The organism is Paenibacillus oceani (genome assembly GCF_014705615.1).
GTDB lineage: Bacteria > Bacillota > Bacilli > Paenibacillales > NBRC-103111 > Paenibacillus_AB > Paenibacillus_AB oceani.
Map to the genome: position 1 here is coordinate 141517 of NZ_JACXJA010000015.1, position 14963 is coordinate 156479.

Sequence of the window (14963 nt, forward strand, 5' to 3'; positions counted from 1 at the left end):
CGATAATGGTCATAGCAACTATATAATCAATTTTATCGACCATACTAGGGAACCTAAAACTTACAAATCCTTCACATTGTTGTACATCACAGAGAGAATTCTCCGGAACGTCTCCACTTCTTCCTCGGTTAATCCTTCCACCGTTTTCTGGTAAGCCTCAATCGAAGGTTCGAGAATTTCGTCTTTAATTCCGTGTCCTTTCTCCGTCAAATAAACGCGCAAAGATCGCCGGTCGGTCTCATGTGTCACGCGATAAATAAACCCTTTCTTCTCCAGCTTAAACAGCATCCGGGCAATGTTCGTCTGATCCTTGTACAATCGTTCGGCGAGCTCTTTTTGCGTGATGCCCTCCCGTTCCCACAAAATCACTAAGATCTCCCATTGATCGACGGTAATATCAAAGGGATTAACCACTTTTTGATAATAGTTGTTCAGTTTCAAATCTGCCCTGTGAACGATAACACCTATATATTTTTCTAATTCCAATCGAGGCCTCCACGATAATCGGCGTGATGATAGTTGCTGTGACTATTATATGTTCAACGATATGACGTGTCAATCCAAATGTGCGGTCCATCGATCCATACGATCGGGTGAAGCGGATGATCTAACCCGATGCAGCCCGTACCGACAGCGGTTCTTTCCCCGTATATAAGCTCAAAAGAATAAAATCATGTGAACTGTTACGTCTAACTTTCATACTACACATATTATAATTATATATTGACTATGTATTCTTTGTCTCCTATAATGATCACTGTTCCACCATCTGCCAGAACGATTACCAGAGCGGTGGCCAATTCATTATTTTGGAGGGATACTCATTGTTCGAACAATTAAAGGACCAACTGAGCGGGCGGCTCCTAGTCCCGGGCGAGGAAGCGTACAACGAAAGAAGAAAAGTCTGGAACACCGCTTACGATAAATATCCGGCGGCGATTGTCGTTTGCCAATCGGCTGCGGACGTTGCCGCTGCCGTGCAATTTGCCAAAAAAGCAAACCTGGAAGTGACGATCCGCGGCGGAGGCCATCATGTTGCCGGAACCGCGGTGAGCGACGGCGCGCTGATGATTGATTGTTCCGATATGCGCAAAGTGACCGTCGATCTGGAGCGTCGAATCGCTATCGTCGAACCCGGCGCCACGCTTGGCGACGTGGATGCGGAGACGCAGAAGTTCGGTTTGGCCACACCTACGGGAACTGTAACGGAAACCGGCATCGCCGGACTCGCTTTATGCGGCGGGACCGGTTACTTGAGAGGCAAATACGGCTTGACGAGCGATAATATCCGCTCTGCACGGATGGTTACCGCTGATGGCGAGGAGATTCAGGTGAGCGAACGGGAACATCCCGATTTGTATTGGGCGATCCGTGGCGGCGGCGGCAACTTCGGCGTGGTGACGTCCTTCGAGTTTAACTTGTATCCGCTTGGACCTGAAGTATTGTCTGTTGACGTAATGTACGACTATAAAGATGCAAAACAGGTTTTGCGCAACGCCCAGGCATTTTTGCGTAAGGCGCCCGACGAAGTATCGTTTAACATGATGACCTTCCAAATGCCGGCCGCTCCGGGTGTGCCTGAGTCATTGCACCATAGACGAGTCATCGTGATAGCCGGATTGTATGCCGGGGACAAAGCCGACGGGCACGACGCCGTTCAGCCGCTGCGTGAATTGGCTCAGCCGATCTCGGATAATACGGGAGTAGTCCGGTATACGGAGCTGCAATCCCGGTTTGACTTGGCGGCTCCCAAAAATGTCGCTGTTGCCGGAACGTCGCTGTTTATCAAAGAGTTTAACGAAGAAGCGATAGACGCTTTGCTGGCCCTACTAGAGCAGCCGCCCAGATCGTCCCTGCTCGTTCAATTCTGGGAATGCCACGGTCAGATGAATCGGGTGCCTTCCGATGCTACGGCGTTTGCCGTTCGTGACGCCTCGTTCCTCCTGTGCTTCGATGTCGATTATCCGATGGAAGAGGAGAAGCCGTGCAAGGATTGGATCGATTCCGCTTACAAAACGATGCTGCCCTATTCGACGCGTCAAGCGTCTTATCTTAATACCGTACAGGCCGACCCGCAAATTATTAGAGATACATACGGGGACAACTACAAGAAATTAGCGGCCATTAAACAAAAATACGACCCGACAAACTTTTTCCGGCATAATCATAATATTCAACCGCAAGGTTAGCTCCAACACGACAACACTCCACTTCAAGTTGAGGTGGAGTGTTTGCATAGGCACTTACAAGATAGCTACTTCAGGCTCGGGAATAAACCCGTAATGCAGCTCAATCGCTTCCGACACCGTATCCTTCAAGGCAAGAATATCGGACGCGGTTGCTTGGCGAACATTCAAAATCATATTGCCATGATAGGGCGAAATGACGGCACCGCCGCAAGATAACCCTTTTAGTCCCAACCGGTCGACCATAGCGCCGATGGATAGGCCGGCCGCGTAGTTGTTTTTGAAAAACGAGCCGCAGGAGGGGAACTTGAAATGCCGCTTTTCCGTCCGGTATTGTTCGATGTGTTTCATAGGCTCAGGTATGCGAATTCTCCGGGATTGGAGCTTTATTATTTCCCGGGAGAAGTACGAATAAAACGTAACCAAGGATGACAGACCGTTCTCGTTAGCCGCTTTCTGTTGGGTCAGCAGTCGGCTCAAACAAACTGCTAGCTCCCCTGCCTGCTCCGGCACCCGGAATTGTGCTCCTACGATAAGCCAGGGCTTATGCTGAAAAATCGATTGTTTATAGGCAAATAAACAATCCTTCGCGTGAATCGTTTGCAGCGATAACGTCGGATCGTCCAGGTCGATATAATATACCTTCTCGATTTTGTCGCCAATCTGCTCATCATAATATTTCGCGTTCATATAGATTCCCGCACCCAGACAACCCGGAAGCAAGTACGTAAACTGAAACTCCGGCGAACCCGCAAGCAGCCCGGCAAGAGACAGCATGGACAGCGGAATGCCTGAGGAGACGAACCATCCGGAACCGTTCACGGTAACATCGGTCATGTTTTTCAACGAAATATACAAAGTCCCCGGCTTGGGCTTATCGGGAAATAAAACATTGGAGCCCATGCCAAATACAATGCGCTCCATCCCGTATGATTGGCTCACGTCCAGCACACTTAGGAGTTGTTCAACGTTTGCCGGCATTACAAAGTAATCCGCAGCTCCTCCGATTCCGTAAGAGGTGTGTTCGGCTAACCTTACCTGGCGTTTACATATCCGGTTAAAAAGTTCGTTACGACTATTCGTCATCGCGGATCAGACCTTTCCCTTCTAGCGCTGTATATATCCGATAACAACCCGGTCGAATGGCGCGGACCGATGCTCGGAAAGATGCTTTCCGCCTTTTTATATGAAGCGGCATGGGAACCGCTGGATGTGATGTTAATCGATCTGCCTCCGGGGACCGGGGATATCGCGCTTCAGGTACACCAGAAAATTCCGCAATGCTCGGAGCTGATCGTGACGACTCCAAGCGCTGCGGCCTCTTATGTAGCCGCCCGTGCCGGCAAGATGGCGATGCAGGCGAATCAGCGTATTGTTGGAGTTATCGAGAATATGTCCTATTATGTAGATCCGACAGGAGAAAAGCATTATATTTTCGGACAACAAGGCGGCGCCCTGCTTGCCGAACAGCTTCAGACGAAACTTCTCGCCCAGATCCCCATCGCTCCGCCGAAACCGGATTCGTTAAGCCCTCATACGCTGCCTTCGGTGTATGCACCGGAATCAACGAACGGTCAACTGTTTAACAAGCTTGCCGAGCACATCATCCATACGAATACCTGAAATGGGAATCTTATACGACAACACGCTTCTATCTGTGAGTTAGCAACGATTCCCGCTTGAAACACAACAGCATCTGCACGAGCGGCAGATGCTGTTTTATTTATAAATTCATCGGGAAAACCGCGGCTTGGGTCTTATTTGATTCCCATAAAGTCGTTGATTTCCTTAACGGCCGCTTCTTGAATATCGTGCAGACACAAGTTTACCGTCCTGGCGTAAACCCGCTTGCTGTTCACCATAGCATAAGGAACCGCCCTGCACAGATGGCACATGAACAAACATGGCGTCCTTTGTACGGCGATCTCCGGATATTGATCCTCCAGTTCTTCCAGTGGAATGGATGCCAGAAGGTTTCGCTCGCAAACTTCCACAACAATAAGCCCTAACGACAAATACGCATACCTCCCGGGTTCAATCAATTGCCCTTTTTGAAAAAATCGACTGCCTTCTGAATATAGGCTTCCTCTTCTTCAGGAACATCGTCGATATAATAAATCGCCGAGACCGGGCAGTTCACTTCACACGCCCCGCAAGAAATACAAATATCGGGATCGATATAATACTGATCCCCTCCGTCTCGAATGCAATCGACTGGACAGACATCAACGCAATCTTCCGCTTTTTCTCCGATACAGGCCGACGTAATTACAAAAGTCATATCCGATCCTCCCTCTCCCGACTTTCAGTCGCACTTTTTCGCTTTGCCCCGGTATGTAGCCGTTCGGAAGCTGGCTCCGCAGCCGCATGTGAATTTGGCATTGGGGTTGTCGATCGTGAAGCCACCGGTCATGCCCGCTTCCTTGTAATCGATGTGAACTCCTTCGAGGAACGGTTCGCTCGTGGGGTCCAAAACGACTTGAAACGTTCCCCACACGAAAGCCCGGTCTCCCTCATCCAGCGAATCGTCAAAACGGATACTGTAAGACAAACCGTTGCACCCACCGTCATTGACACCCAGACGCAAAAAATATTGATCTGCGCCGATGTCTTGCAACATCTCAGCGATTTTTCCAGTGGCCGTCTCGCTTATGTGTATGATCGTGTTTCCCTCCCTGATAAATATATACATAATATAGTATTATGTATATTAAATTATGATAAAAGAAGCCGCTCTTGTCAACGGTTCAGCCAAACTTTTTATAGATAAATCTTTATTTAGAACCTCATCCTCCATCTTACCGAGGAATTTGAGGTTCTTGGTTTGGAAACCGGGACGCTCCCGTGTCGTGTGAACGCTTAAGGACATTTGTTTTTTGTTTTTATCGCCTACGATTTCTTTGATGGCTTTACTCATCCATGCTTTTTAATTCTTTGGACAACGGGCGCCAGCTTCAACCCTTCCCAGTCGATCAGGATGAGTTGCCGGCCGGACTGCATCAGATTCCAAGGATGGATATCGGTGTGGCATAGTGCCATTTTAGGGACGCTCTTGCGCAATTTAGCTGAGAGCTGCTCGACTTCGCTCGTTTTATTTCGAATAGGCTCCTGATAGGGCCGAAGCCGGTCCTTAAGGTCGACAGGCAACCGGGCAAACTCCTCCTCGAACACGCCGCTCAAACTGCGGATAAAAGGAACTTCGAAATTTTCCTTTACCTTGCTCGTATCCACTGAGATCTTGTCCCCATATCGATGAAGCTCTCCTATGATTTCGGACAATTGGACGACTTGCTGTTCATTTAAATCTTGGGCTCCTATCGTTTCCCCGGAGATGTATTCATATAGCAGATACACCCCCTCATCGTCTTCGCACTTGTAATTGCCTGCGGCGGTCAACAGAGGCACCGGTATTTTGCCCTTGAGACCGGTATGGTTCAGCAGCCAGAACAGGACGGGCACATAATCGTCGATGTACGTTGTCAATTCTTCGGTGGACGCTCTGCTTTTTTCATACTTTTTCAAAAAGAAGGTTTGATCACCGCTATTCACCTTATAAGCAAGCGCCGCCCAGCCGCCTTGTTGCGGCAATACTTCCGTTGCATTCAAAGCATATTGTTCTTTTAAGAAGGCTTCGATTGCGTTCATCTCTTCCTCCCTGATTCGTTTGGAATATTCGCCTTTCTTCTTATAGTACCAAACTATTCCTGCAATAACAGGGATCAGCCTATTTTTTAAAAGCCAAAAAAGCAGCTCGAGATAAGCTGCTTCATTCGTCGCGATTCAGGAACCAACACAACCGGCCACCCGTATCAATACTCTCTCCGTCTGCGGAACATCCGAACCACAACATAAATAACGACACCCCATAGGAGGAAGCTTAACAGCGAGAGAAACGGAGCTCCCATCGAAAATCCGGCGAGCGGGTTAAACAAAGAACCCAGTATCGCTCCCAACGCCAAACCGCCGAACATTCCTCCGAAAAATCCGCCAAAGCCCGTTCGCGGGGCCGGTGTTGTACGGGCTGGAGCCGGATTGCGCGCTGCATTTTCCGGTCTATTCGGAGTGGTTCGAACCGGATTGGTCGCTCCGGGGTTATAGGTTCGGGGTGGCGAGCGGTACCCGCCGCGTTTATAAGGCTGCACCGTTCCCGGTTGCTCGCTTTCCCGCTCGATTTCGTAAGCTTCGCCGATTAAGGTAACGGACGACATCCCTCCCACGGCCAATATGCACAATAACATCCCCATCCAAAACTTTCGCATTCGACCTTACACCTCCAACCGTAGCTTGCCCTATCCGGTTTTCGGCATACGTTGTTGATCCAAGTTAACAGCCTCGTTCCAAGTGAACGTTTGCTACAAATCAATCTATCCTTATTCCTATGTTGCCGAATTGCTCTCCCTTCTGCATTCGGTGAAACGCTTGAACGGTGTCCTGTAAACCATACATTCGATCAACAATAGGACGGATCGAATGGACTTCCATAAAATGAAGCATAGCCTCAAACTCTTCGCTGCTTCCCATTGACGTGCCAATAATGCTGATTTGGGGGAAAAATATGTCTCGAATCGGAATCTCAATGCGATCCCCCGAGCTTGCTCCGAAAGTGACGATCCGTCCGTTCGGCTTAATGACATCGAAGTAGCTCGGGAATGTCGCAGGCCCAATGCTGTCGAGAATGAGATCCACGGTATTTTTGCCGATACTTTCCTTCCAATCGCTAAAACTGTCAAACGCGTAATCAGCTCCATGTTCGAGTGCGGCTTTTCTTTTCGCTTCACTTCGAGACGTTACACTGACTCGCGCCCCCGCCGCGGAAGCCATAAGCATGGCAAAAGTCGCCACTCCTCCTCCAATGCCCGGAATGAGGACATGTTCACCTTGCTGTAAGCGCCCTCTCGTAAACAGAGCCCGATAGGCTGTCAATGCGGACAAAGGCAACACGCCCGCTTCTTCCCATGAAAGGTAAGCTGGCTTGCTGATCACATTCCGCGCGGGAACAATCACATACTCGGCGAATGTACCGTCGGAAGGACCTCCTACAATGGCTGGAACGTTCGGGACATCTTCGGTTGTTACCCACCCCATACATGGATTAATAATGACATCAGAACCAACTGTAATGTTGGATACGCCTTCACCTGCCGCTTCAACCATGCCTGCCCCATCCGAGCCGATCACAAGCGGTTCCGGTTCCGTCCGATCTTTCATGATGAATAAATCTCGATGGTTTAACCCTGCTGTTTTAAGCTTTACTTTCACCTCACCAAAGCCCGGCTGCCTGTCATGAATCTCTTGATAGGTCAAGCCCTCTAAGCCGCTTATGTTTGCATGTACAATTGCTTTCATCATTACTCCTCCCAGAAGACAACATACTTTATACTGCTGTCTTTCATTGTAATGATGGGGACTATTCTAGTAAAATGAGTAGAAACGAACGTGACTATCATTAACAATGATATCTGACAGGTGATACGGGCATGGAAATCAGCGATTTGAAAATATTTCAAGCTGTCGCTCGCGAGGGCAGCATAACGAAAGCCGCTCAAGTGTTGAATTATGTGCAATCCAACGTCACGACAAGGATCCAGGAGCTTGAAGCTCAGTTAAAGATCTCGCTTTTCCGCCGGTCCAATCGGGGAATGACGTTAACGCCGGCAGGCGAAAATTTACTGAAATATACCGATAAAATACTCGTCTTGTTGGACGAGGCCGTGAAATCTACGCAATATTCGGAACATCCGTCCGGCCCCCTTCGATTAGGATCTATCGAGACAACAGCTGCCACTCATCTGACTCCGCTGTTTGCCCGGTTCCATTCCCTATACCCCGAGGTTCATCTATCGCTTGTAACAGGTGAAACGCACCGTTTATTGCAAAAGGTACTGAACTATGAGCTTGACGGAGCTTTTGTTTATGGGCCGATAAACGATCCTGTGATCAAGCATGTTGCAGCTTTTGAAGAAACGCTGGTGCTGATCTCGGAACAGGGGGAGGGCGATATGCATGAATTACTCAAAAAGCCGATGCTGTTTTTCGACGTCGGGTGTTCACACCGCACCAAAGCAGAGCGTTTCCTGCGTGATAACGGACTGACCTCCTTTCCAATTATGGAGTACGGAACGCTGGAAGTGATTATTAGCGGGGTATCCGCCGGCCTCGGCGTTTCGATGCTGCCACAGTCGTCGATCGCTAAAGCAGAAGAAGCGGGAATCATCGTTTCCCACAGTCTCCCTGAAGATTATCGGAATCTGCAGGTTTGGTTCGTGTATAGACAGGACTCTATCTATTCAAGCGCATTGTCCAAATTTGTGCAATTTATTGATCTTGGACCCTCGCGCCATTGACGAAATATAAACATGTTCAAAATCCAACAGTCCTGAGCTTTAAGTGCCATTTTAAAAGAGGACCTGCATATAAGCAGTCCTCTTTTTGTTTTTTCTTATCGGAAGTTATTTCAAAGGGATCACAACCTCCAGTTGACGGGTTATTTCCGGATTCGGGACCTCTACCGCCGCAACCCGTACATCCTGACTGGAATCGATCGCCGGCAGCTCTTTAATAAACAGCATCGATTCGGCGTCCGAGAACACGACATCTCCTGTCCATTTCTGTCCCGAAGCGTTTTCCAGCCATAGCCCCTCGGCTTGCTGGTACGGATCGTTTCCATGAACGCGGAAGTGCAATAGTGTTTTCTCCGCAGTGAATTCGATTTTAATGATAGTAACATCGCCTACAGCTCCCTGAGATAAAGTGATCGGCGGTCCCTCGGGATTCCATAGCTCAGTGGTAGTACGAGCGTTCGCATAATCGAAAGTCCGGCTGTACGGACGAAGTATCAAATGGTCCGGAATTCGTTGCAATGGAGCCATTTCGATATAACGCTTCACGGCAACCGTCTGATCCCCGGCCTTGTGAGGTCCACTCGATCCCCCGACTCCGAACACTTCCAAGTACATCCCGGAATCATCGAGAACTTGATAACCTTTGGATGTATTCGGATGAGCCACATCGACAAGTGGCTCGTTCGGCCCTATCGTTTCAAACTCGATTCGCGTGACAGCCGGAGTAGACACCACTTTGGATACTGTAATTTTCTGGCCGTTCCATTCGGATGCTGCTCCCGCGATTCTTTTGGTCCACGGTTTAACATTCGATTGAATCCGGGGAAGCTGCAAGGACCAGTGTCCTGGCAAAGTAACCAGCTTGCCCTCGGTATGCTTGTTTCGATCCAGAACGGAACCAAAACGCAGCTCAAGGAGGGCTCGTGCAGGCAGCGCCTTACTCGGCGTAAACGATATCACCCCGATTTGGGCTCCGTCCTCAGCCTTCCCGATCCGCTGCGAAGTACCGCCGTTTACTTGGATTCCATCGATATACCAATGTGGAGTAATCGGCAGATAGGCCGAATCGCCTTCGATCCGATACCCTAAGGAGAGCCGAGCTCCATCGTACAGCATTTCTTTGACCGTTATACGAACCCCCTGGTCCTCAGCTGATACATTCACCTGTGTAGCTAGTCCCAATTCGTCTCCCTGCCGAATTCCGGAGTCCCCTGCCAGCTTGAGAATGGAGTCCACCAACGGAATGTTCCGCAGCGCTTCCGCAAACGGCGGATTCACCAGAGCGGCCCCCCCGATCCCGCCGAAAACAATACAAGCCGCAGCGGCTCCGTATACGATTTTCCGGCGAAGCCCTTGCTTGCGGTTGCGCTTCAGTTCGGACAGCGTATCGTCCATCTTTTTGCTGATCCAATCGGGCACTTCATTAGCGACAGGAACGAGCTGCTTTCTCGCCTGGATATCAAATTGCTGCTCATTCATAGGACACTCTCCCTTCTGCGGATGGCTGCATGATGACAGCCAGCTTCTCCCTGGCACGGGCCAATCTGGATTTTACCGTACCTTCGGGGGTATCCAACAATCGGGCGACTTCTTTCACCGGCAAATCTTCCAAATAATATAAAGTGATCACAACTCTAAGCTCGTCCTCAAGCTCTTGTAAAGCGTCGGCCACCACCAACTTTCCCGACAGATCAGGGTGGTACGAATCCTCAGATAGTTCTGCTACAGGAATGATACTCTTGCGTTGATTGTATATTTTGCGGCATTCATTCGCTAATATTTGCAGCAGCCAGGTTTTAAAGTAGAGCGGTTCTCTCAAATTCCGAATCGATTTGTACGCTTTGATTACCGTTTCCTGCATCGCATCGGCACATTCGGAATCGGATCGCAGAAACGCCCCGGCTACCCGATACATGGTACTCTCGTATTCCTTGACGAGTCGGACAAAAGCGTCGTGGTTCCCCTTCTGTGCGCTCCGAACCGCTTGGACCAGATCCTCGTTCACAACTTCACCTCGCTAATTAGCCGTCTACTCTATAGATCAGAACTAGATCGATCCGGTTCTCAACATTTATTGAAATTCTAACTTTTCTAAAGAAATAGTAAGAAAGTCTGCAAAATTAGGAATAGTGAGTTCTCTTAACTCGTGATAAAATGTTTAATTATAACATAAATATGTTTACATCAAACATCACTTGAAATCAAATCTATGATGATTCCATTTATGATCAGGAGGGTTCTATGAAAACAAGCGTATTTTTGTGCAGCTACGGATCTTATTATGCCAAAGGCATGACTTTGCTGGAATCGGTGGATCTTGCCGTCAAGCAAGGGTTTGACGCCATCGAACCGTATCCGACCAAGGAATTGGCCACCTTGGAAGACGCACGGCGACTGGCCGATTATTGCAGGGAGCGCGGCATTCCAGTCAGCTGTTTTTCGATGGGCTGCGATTTGCTGGCTCCCGATATCGCTTCGTCTGTCGAACGGCTTAAACATTATATCGACATCGCCGTCCTGCTGCGATCGCCTTATTTTCATCATACGCTCATTCCGCATCTGAAGCCTCTTCGCTTCGGCCAAGCCGATTTCGAGCAGCTGCTTCCTCAAATTGTGCCTGCCGTAAGAGAAGTTTGCGACTATGCTTCGGAACGGGGCATCCGGTGCGTATACGAGGATCAGGGCTTTGTTTTTAACGGGGTGGAGCGGTTCAGCCGCTTCCTGGCGGAGCTGGATCGCGAAGACGTTGGCGTTGTTGCGGACCTCGGTAACATCATGTTTGCGGACGAGACCCCGGAGCAGTTTGTAGGGCGCTTCTCCAACGAGATCGTCCATGTCCACGTCAAAGACTATTTGCTGAAAAGCGGCAGCGGAGCTCATCCCGGTCCAGGGTGGCATGTGACCCGCAGCGGTAACTTTTTGCGCGATACGGCAATCGGTCACGGTGCGATCCAATTCCAGCAAGTGTTCCGGATCTTGCGCACGATTGGCTATGACGGATATTTCTCAGCCGAGTACGATGCTCCCGAGCCAACAGACAAATGGCTGCCGATCAGCATCGACAATATGAAGCGTTATTACGAGTTGGCACAGTAGCGCGCGTAAAAAGCCCGTACCTAGGATCATATCGATCGGGGTTCGGGCTTTTGGGGATCATATCTCAAATTCACCTACCGGTTAAACCAACCCGGCGGTCGAAAACCCGGATCTGGTCTCGTATAGGTGGAATTCGAAGTAGCAGGAATCGCTCTTTCCTGGGCCCATTTTCGCAGTGCATCGATTTTCTCGGTTTGAGTGACCGATAACGGAACTGTAGCTTGGACGGCTTGTAATATATCTTGCATGACGACATCTCTGCGTTCGGCAAACGCCTCGAATAATCCGGATAGGATGACCTGTTCCAGCTCCGCGCCGGAAAATCCATCTGTTTTTCTTACGATGGTATCGATTTCCGCTTCGTCCAGCAACTTTTTCAACCTTTTCTGTAGATGCAATCTTACAATCTGCCGGCGTTCTTCCGCATTTGGCAAATCTACAAAAATGATTTCATCAAACCTGCCTTTCCGCATCAACTCCGGAGGCAGTCCGCTAATATCGTTCGCTGTTGCTATAACGAACACCATCTTCGTCTTTTCCTGCATCCATGTCAGAAACGTGCCGAATACACGGTTGGCCGTTCCGCTGTCGCCGATCGCACCCACCCCGCGAAATCCCTTTTCGATCTCGTCGATCCAGAGCACGCACGGCGCTATCGCTTCCGCCATTTGAATCGCGCTGCGCATTTTACTTTCGCTGGTCCCTATCCACATGCCGAACAGTTTCCCTACATCCAGTCGCAGCAGAGGAAGCGTCCACAGCGAACTTACAGCTTTGGCAACCAAGCTTTTGCCACAGCCGGGAACACCCGTTAACAAAACTCCTTTCGGCGCACTTAATCCGTATCGAACCGCTTCTTCCGACCAGGAGTCGTTTCTTTTGTTTAGCCATGCTTTCAATAGATCCAAGCCGCCCACTTCGTCCATTTAATGCCGCCGCCGATATATTCCAGCAATCCGGATCGCTTAATGATTTGTCTCTTCTCTTCCAGTACCACGTCGACATCGTCCTTGCACAGGCGGCTGTCCTGCACCATAGCCAGCGAATAAGCGTTTTCGGCCTCCCGAAGTGTCAGTCCAAGCGCCGCCTGAACGAGTCGTTCTTTATCGCTGGGGTCCAGATCGATTCTAATCTTGTCCCGTTGTTCGTTTTCGCCGATCATCGTATCCAGCAATTGCTCGATCTCTTGTACGCCGGGCAGTGGAAATTCGATCGTCACAATATCTTTCTCCAGCTCCTTCGGAAACTCTACAGTTGCAGATAAAAACAAAATATTGATCGGTTCCTTCGATGACTTTAATTTTTGATGAATGATCTTCAGCATACGAACCATTTTAAAGTCTGTGCTATTTCCAGTGAAGAATGAATGAATATCGTACACTACAATAATGGCCGGCCATGTAATAAGTTCGATCCGACCCAGAAATTCCAGCAAACTTTTAGGCTTCGTTTCATCCGTTTTCTCATTCCCGTCGTCCGCCTCCAGCAGATTCCAAGTATATACGTGGCGAGACGTTTTTATAAGTGCGTCATTGCTTGCAATTTGATTAATCGTCTCTAGCGTGCGGTCTTCTTCCCACGTCCTGACATGGATAAGCGGAAACCCCGCTCTCAACATATTAGCCAATGTACGCCGAAAACTTGCCATTCTGTTCCTCCATCCCCATCTTAGCCCTATTTGTTAAAAATAGTATAAAGGGTATCGTGAACGGAAGTAAACCCATTTGTCGGATAAGCCCGCTTAAGGCCGATCGGGTAAGAAACATAAGCAGATGTATGCCAAAAAGCCGAGCCCGCCGGTTACCGCTAGCGCGGAAGTGAATGCCCGTACATAGTCAGGCAGTTCCGCACCTCCTGACGAGTTCCCCAACACCGCGGAAAACAATAAACCGATCAAGGCCACCCCTATCGAATTGGCCAAATACATCCACGTATTAAACAACCCCGACCCCGTACCGGCATCGCGAGCGGGTACAGCACCGAGAACGACGTTGACCAGAGGAGTGGCGGCCAATCCCAGGCCAAATCCGTAAATCGTCAATATCCCCATATTCCGCGTATGCAGCAAATGAACCGGATCTACCCGCAGCGAGCCAATCAATAGCAGGCTACCGCTTCCCATCGCGATCGCACCGAGTCTCAACACTTTCGTCCCCCATCTCCCGACCAACCGGGAAGAAAACAAAGAAGCAATGAAAAAACCGGCCCCTAAAGGCAAGAAAACAAGACTCGTAGCCTGAACGTCATAACGCAAGCCGAACTGCAAGTAGTAAGTTAAGATAAAGAAAAAAGAAAACATGCCGAGATAGATCATAGCCGCTGTTAGGATTCCGACACGAAATGTCCGATGTTTGAAAATGTTCAGGTCGATCAGCGGGTACGTCCCCCGATTCCGCTTGCCAATTTGCACCACAGTAAACTTGAATAAAATGAGCGCGGCAGCCAGCATGCAGCCCAAGGTCCACAGCGGCCAGCCTTGCTTTTGCCCCTCCGATAGCGGATATACGAGCAGGAACAATCCGGCCCCCAGCATAAACGCCCCCGCCCAATCCATCCTTTGCTCCCGTGCGCCGCGTGACTCGGGTACAATCGGCAGAAGCGACAAAATAAGAAGTCCGAAGGGCACATGGATAAAAAAGATCGCCCGCCAGCCGAGACCGAACACATTCCATTCGACGATCATCCCTCCGAGCAATAAGCCGAAAGCAAATCCGATCCCGATCACAGCGCCGTATATCCCGAAAGCAAGCGCCTTTTCCTTCGGCGGAAAGCAAACTTGCAGAGTGGACAACACTTGGGGCTGGATCAGAGCGGCAGCCAGTCCTTGCAAGACGCGGACCGGGATCATAACGGCCGGGTCGGTAGCGATACCGCCGATTGCCGCCATTATCGTGAAGCCGCTCACGCCGATGGCCATCATCCGTTTCCTGCCGTACAGATCTCCAAGCTTGCCGCTCACAATTAGCGCGATGGCCAAACCGAGGGAAAATCCGGTAACGATCAGCTGCGCTTCGGAGAACGCGGCGTGCAAGCTGTCCTGGATAAGCGGGAGCGCAACTTGCACCATATAAGTATTTAACGATATTAACAATATCGAGAGCAGCATAACGGCAAGCGCATACCAGCGCTTCGGATGAACTTGATGATCCGCAGCCGACTCCCTTGCTGGAGAAGCCGATAACAGCGTGGTCAATGGGATACCTCCTCCATGCAGATGACGATGATACCTCCACATTACCACCCGGTCGACCTTCCCCTCTACCTGCTGGAGGAGTTTCTCTCCCTGATCCGGGGCCTACCAAAAAAACTTCGGCGCTGACCGGGCTTGTTCACATTCGAA

Annotated in this window: 18 protein-coding genes; 4 read left to right on the top strand and 14 right to left on the bottom strand. The window is 49.8% G+C overall.

Annotation, left to right across the window (positions count from 1 at the left end; genetic code table 11):
• Positions 1 to 60 precede the first annotated feature (60 nt).
• Positions 61 to 486 carry a MarR family winged helix-turn-helix transcriptional regulator gene (locus IDH45_RS13025; RefSeq protein WP_190928221.1) on the bottom strand — a complete coding sequence of 142 codons (426 nt, stop codon included), beginning with the start codon at positions 484 to 486 and terminating at the stop codon, positions 61 to 63.
• 338 nt (positions 487 to 824) lie between these two features.
• Between IDH45_RS13025 and IDH45_RS13030 the strand changes: the two genes are divergently transcribed.
• Positions 825 to 2189: an FAD-binding oxidoreductase gene (locus IDH45_RS13030; RefSeq protein ID WP_190928223.1), complete on the top strand. Its 1365-nt coding sequence runs from the start codon at positions 825 to 827 to the stop codon at positions 2187 to 2189.
• A gap of 54 nt (positions 2190 to 2243) precedes the next feature.
• Here IDH45_RS13030 and IDH45_RS13035 read toward each other — a convergent pair whose 3' ends face one another.
• Positions 2244 to 3167: a UDP-N-acetylmuramate dehydrogenase gene (locus IDH45_RS13035; protein ID WP_223836615.1), complete on the bottom strand. Its 924-nt coding sequence runs from the start codon at positions 3165 to 3167 to the stop codon at positions 2244 to 2246.
• A 132-nt stretch (positions 3168 to 3299) separates the two neighbouring features.
• On the opposite strand from IDH45_RS13035, the gene IDH45_RS13040 reads away from it, so the two are divergent.
• Positions 3300 to 3809 (top strand): P-loop NTPase, encoded by a 510-nt coding sequence (locus tag IDH45_RS13040; protein ID WP_223836627.1) that lies wholly within the window; start codon positions 3300 to 3302, stop codon positions 3807 to 3809.
• Between the two features lie 134 nt (positions 3810 to 3943).
• Here the strand turns inward: IDH45_RS13040 and IDH45_RS13045 are convergent, their stop codons facing one another.
• From IDH45_RS13045 to IDH45_RS13075, 7 genes are all read right to left on the bottom strand, one after another.
• Positions 3944 to 4201: a DUF1450 domain-containing protein gene (locus IDH45_RS13045; RefSeq protein WP_190928227.1), complete on the bottom strand. Its 258-nt coding sequence runs from the start codon at positions 4199 to 4201 to the stop codon at positions 3944 to 3946.
• 23 nt (positions 4202 to 4224) lie between these two features.
• Positions 4225 to 4467 (bottom strand): indolepyruvate ferredoxin oxidoreductase subunit alpha, encoded by a 243-nt coding sequence (locus IDH45_RS13050; RefSeq protein WP_190928229.1) that lies wholly within the window; start codon positions 4465 to 4467, stop codon positions 4225 to 4227.
• A gap of 24 nt (positions 4468 to 4491) precedes the next feature.
• Positions 4492 to 4848, bottom strand: coding sequence for a HesB/IscA family protein (locus tag IDH45_RS13055; RefSeq protein ID WP_190928338.1), 357 nt, complete (start codon positions 4846 to 4848; stop codon positions 4492 to 4494).
• A gap of 48 nt (positions 4849 to 4896) precedes the next feature.
• Positions 4897 to 5103: a hypothetical protein gene (locus tag IDH45_RS13060; protein WP_190928231.1), complete on the bottom strand. Its 207-nt coding sequence runs from the start codon at positions 5101 to 5103 to the stop codon at positions 4897 to 4899.
• On the bottom strand, positions 5100 to 5831 hold the full coding sequence (locus tag IDH45_RS13065; protein WP_190928233.1) for an aminoglycoside phosphotransferase family protein: 732 nt from the start codon (positions 5829 to 5831) through the stop codon (positions 5100 to 5102). Before IDH45_RS13065 ends, IDH45_RS13060 begins: the two co-directional genes overlap by 4 nt.
• Positions 5832 to 5995: 164 nt before the next feature.
• Complete coding sequence (locus tag IDH45_RS13070; RefSeq protein ID WP_190928235.1) at positions 5996 to 6445, bottom strand: hypothetical protein; 450 nt, start codon at positions 6443 to 6445, stop codon at positions 5996 to 5998.
• 100 nt (positions 6446 to 6545) lie between these two features.
• Entirely contained in the window at positions 6546 to 7532 is a 987-nt protein-coding gene (locus IDH45_RS13075; RefSeq protein ID WP_190928237.1) for a zinc-binding dehydrogenase, read from the bottom strand.
• Positions 7533 to 7663: 131 nt separating this feature from the next.
• Here IDH45_RS13075 and IDH45_RS13080 point away from each other — a divergent pair, with 131 nt between their 5' ends.
• Entirely contained in the window at positions 7664 to 8530 is an 867-nt protein-coding gene (locus IDH45_RS13080) for a LysR family transcriptional regulator (RefSeq protein WP_190928239.1), read from the top strand.
• A 105-nt stretch (positions 8531 to 8635) separates the two neighbouring features.
• Here IDH45_RS13080 and IDH45_RS13085 read toward each other — a convergent pair whose 3' ends face one another.
• Positions 8636 to 10006, bottom strand: coding sequence for a DUF4179 domain-containing protein (locus tag IDH45_RS13085; protein WP_190928241.1), 1371 nt, complete (start codon positions 10004 to 10006; stop codon positions 8636 to 8638).
• Positions 9999 to 10532, bottom strand: a complete 534-nt coding sequence (locus tag IDH45_RS13090) for a sigma-70 family RNA polymerase sigma factor (RefSeq protein ID WP_317891201.1) — start codon at positions 10530 to 10532, stop codon at positions 9999 to 10001. The genes IDH45_RS13085 and IDH45_RS13090 overlap by 8 nt, the downstream gene beginning before the upstream one ends.
• Positions 10533 to 10768: 236 nt before the next feature.
• Between IDH45_RS13090 and IDH45_RS13095 the strand changes: the two genes are divergently transcribed.
• Positions 10769 to 11623: a sugar phosphate isomerase/epimerase family protein gene (locus IDH45_RS13095; protein ID WP_190928243.1), complete on the top strand. Its 855-nt coding sequence runs from the start codon at positions 10769 to 10771 to the stop codon at positions 11621 to 11623.
• Between the two features lie 74 nt (positions 11624 to 11697).
• On the opposite strand, the gene IDH45_RS13100 is transcribed toward IDH45_RS13095, so the two are convergent.
• The 3 genes from IDH45_RS13100 to IDH45_RS13110 form a co-directional block, all read right to left on the bottom strand.
• Positions 11698 to 12522 (bottom strand): AAA family ATPase, encoded by an 825-nt coding sequence (locus IDH45_RS13100; protein WP_190928245.1) that lies wholly within the window; start codon positions 12520 to 12522, stop codon positions 11698 to 11700.
• Positions 12519 to 13271 (bottom strand): hypothetical protein, encoded by a 753-nt coding sequence (locus tag IDH45_RS13105; RefSeq protein WP_190928247.1) that lies wholly within the window; start codon positions 13269 to 13271, stop codon positions 12519 to 12521. The genes IDH45_RS13100 and IDH45_RS13105 overlap by 4 nt, the downstream gene beginning before the upstream one ends.
• A gap of 93 nt (positions 13272 to 13364) precedes the next feature.
• Positions 13365 to 14816 (bottom strand): MFS transporter, encoded by a 1452-nt coding sequence (locus tag IDH45_RS13110; RefSeq protein WP_190928249.1) that lies wholly within the window; start codon positions 14814 to 14816, stop codon positions 13365 to 13367.
• Positions 14817 to 14963: the final 147 nt, after the last annotated feature.

Coding starts and splice junctions, on each gene's coding strand:
- IDH45_RS13060 (WP_190928231.1), bottom strand. CDS start 5,103: ATGAGTAAAGCCATCAAAGAAATCGTAGGCGATAAAAACAAAAAACAA.
- IDH45_RS13080 (WP_190928239.1), top strand. CDS start 7,664: ATGGAAATCAGCGATTTGAAAATATTTCAAGCTGTCGCTCGCGAGGGC.
- IDH45_RS13095 (WP_190928243.1), top strand. CDS start 10,769: ATGAAAACAAGCGTATTTTTGTGCAGCTACGGATCTTATTATGCCAAA.
- IDH45_RS13035 (WP_223836615.1), bottom strand. CDS start 3,167: ATGCCGGCAAACGTTGAACAACTCCTAAGTGTGCTGGACGTGAGCCAA.
- IDH45_RS13050 (WP_190928229.1), bottom strand. CDS start 4,467: ATGACTTTTGTAATTACGTCGGCCTGTATCGGAGAAAAAGCGGAAGAT.
- IDH45_RS13075 (WP_190928237.1), bottom strand. CDS start 7,532: ATGAAAGCAATTGTACATGCAAACATAAGCGGCTTAGAGGGCTTGACC.
- IDH45_RS13105 (WP_190928247.1), bottom strand. CDS start 13,271: ATGGCAAGTTTTCGGCGTACATTGGCTAATATGTTGAGAGCGGGGTTT.
- IDH45_RS13065 (WP_190928233.1), bottom strand. CDS start 5,831: ATGAACGCAATCGAAGCCTTCTTAAAAGAACAATATGCTTTGAATGCA.
- IDH45_RS13085 (WP_190928241.1), bottom strand. CDS start 10,006: ATGAATGAGCAGCAATTTGATATCCAGGCGAGAAAGCAGCTCGTTCCT.
- IDH45_RS13070 (WP_190928235.1), bottom strand. CDS start 6,445: ATGCGAAAGTTTTGGATGGGGATGTTATTGTGCATATTGGCCGTGGGA.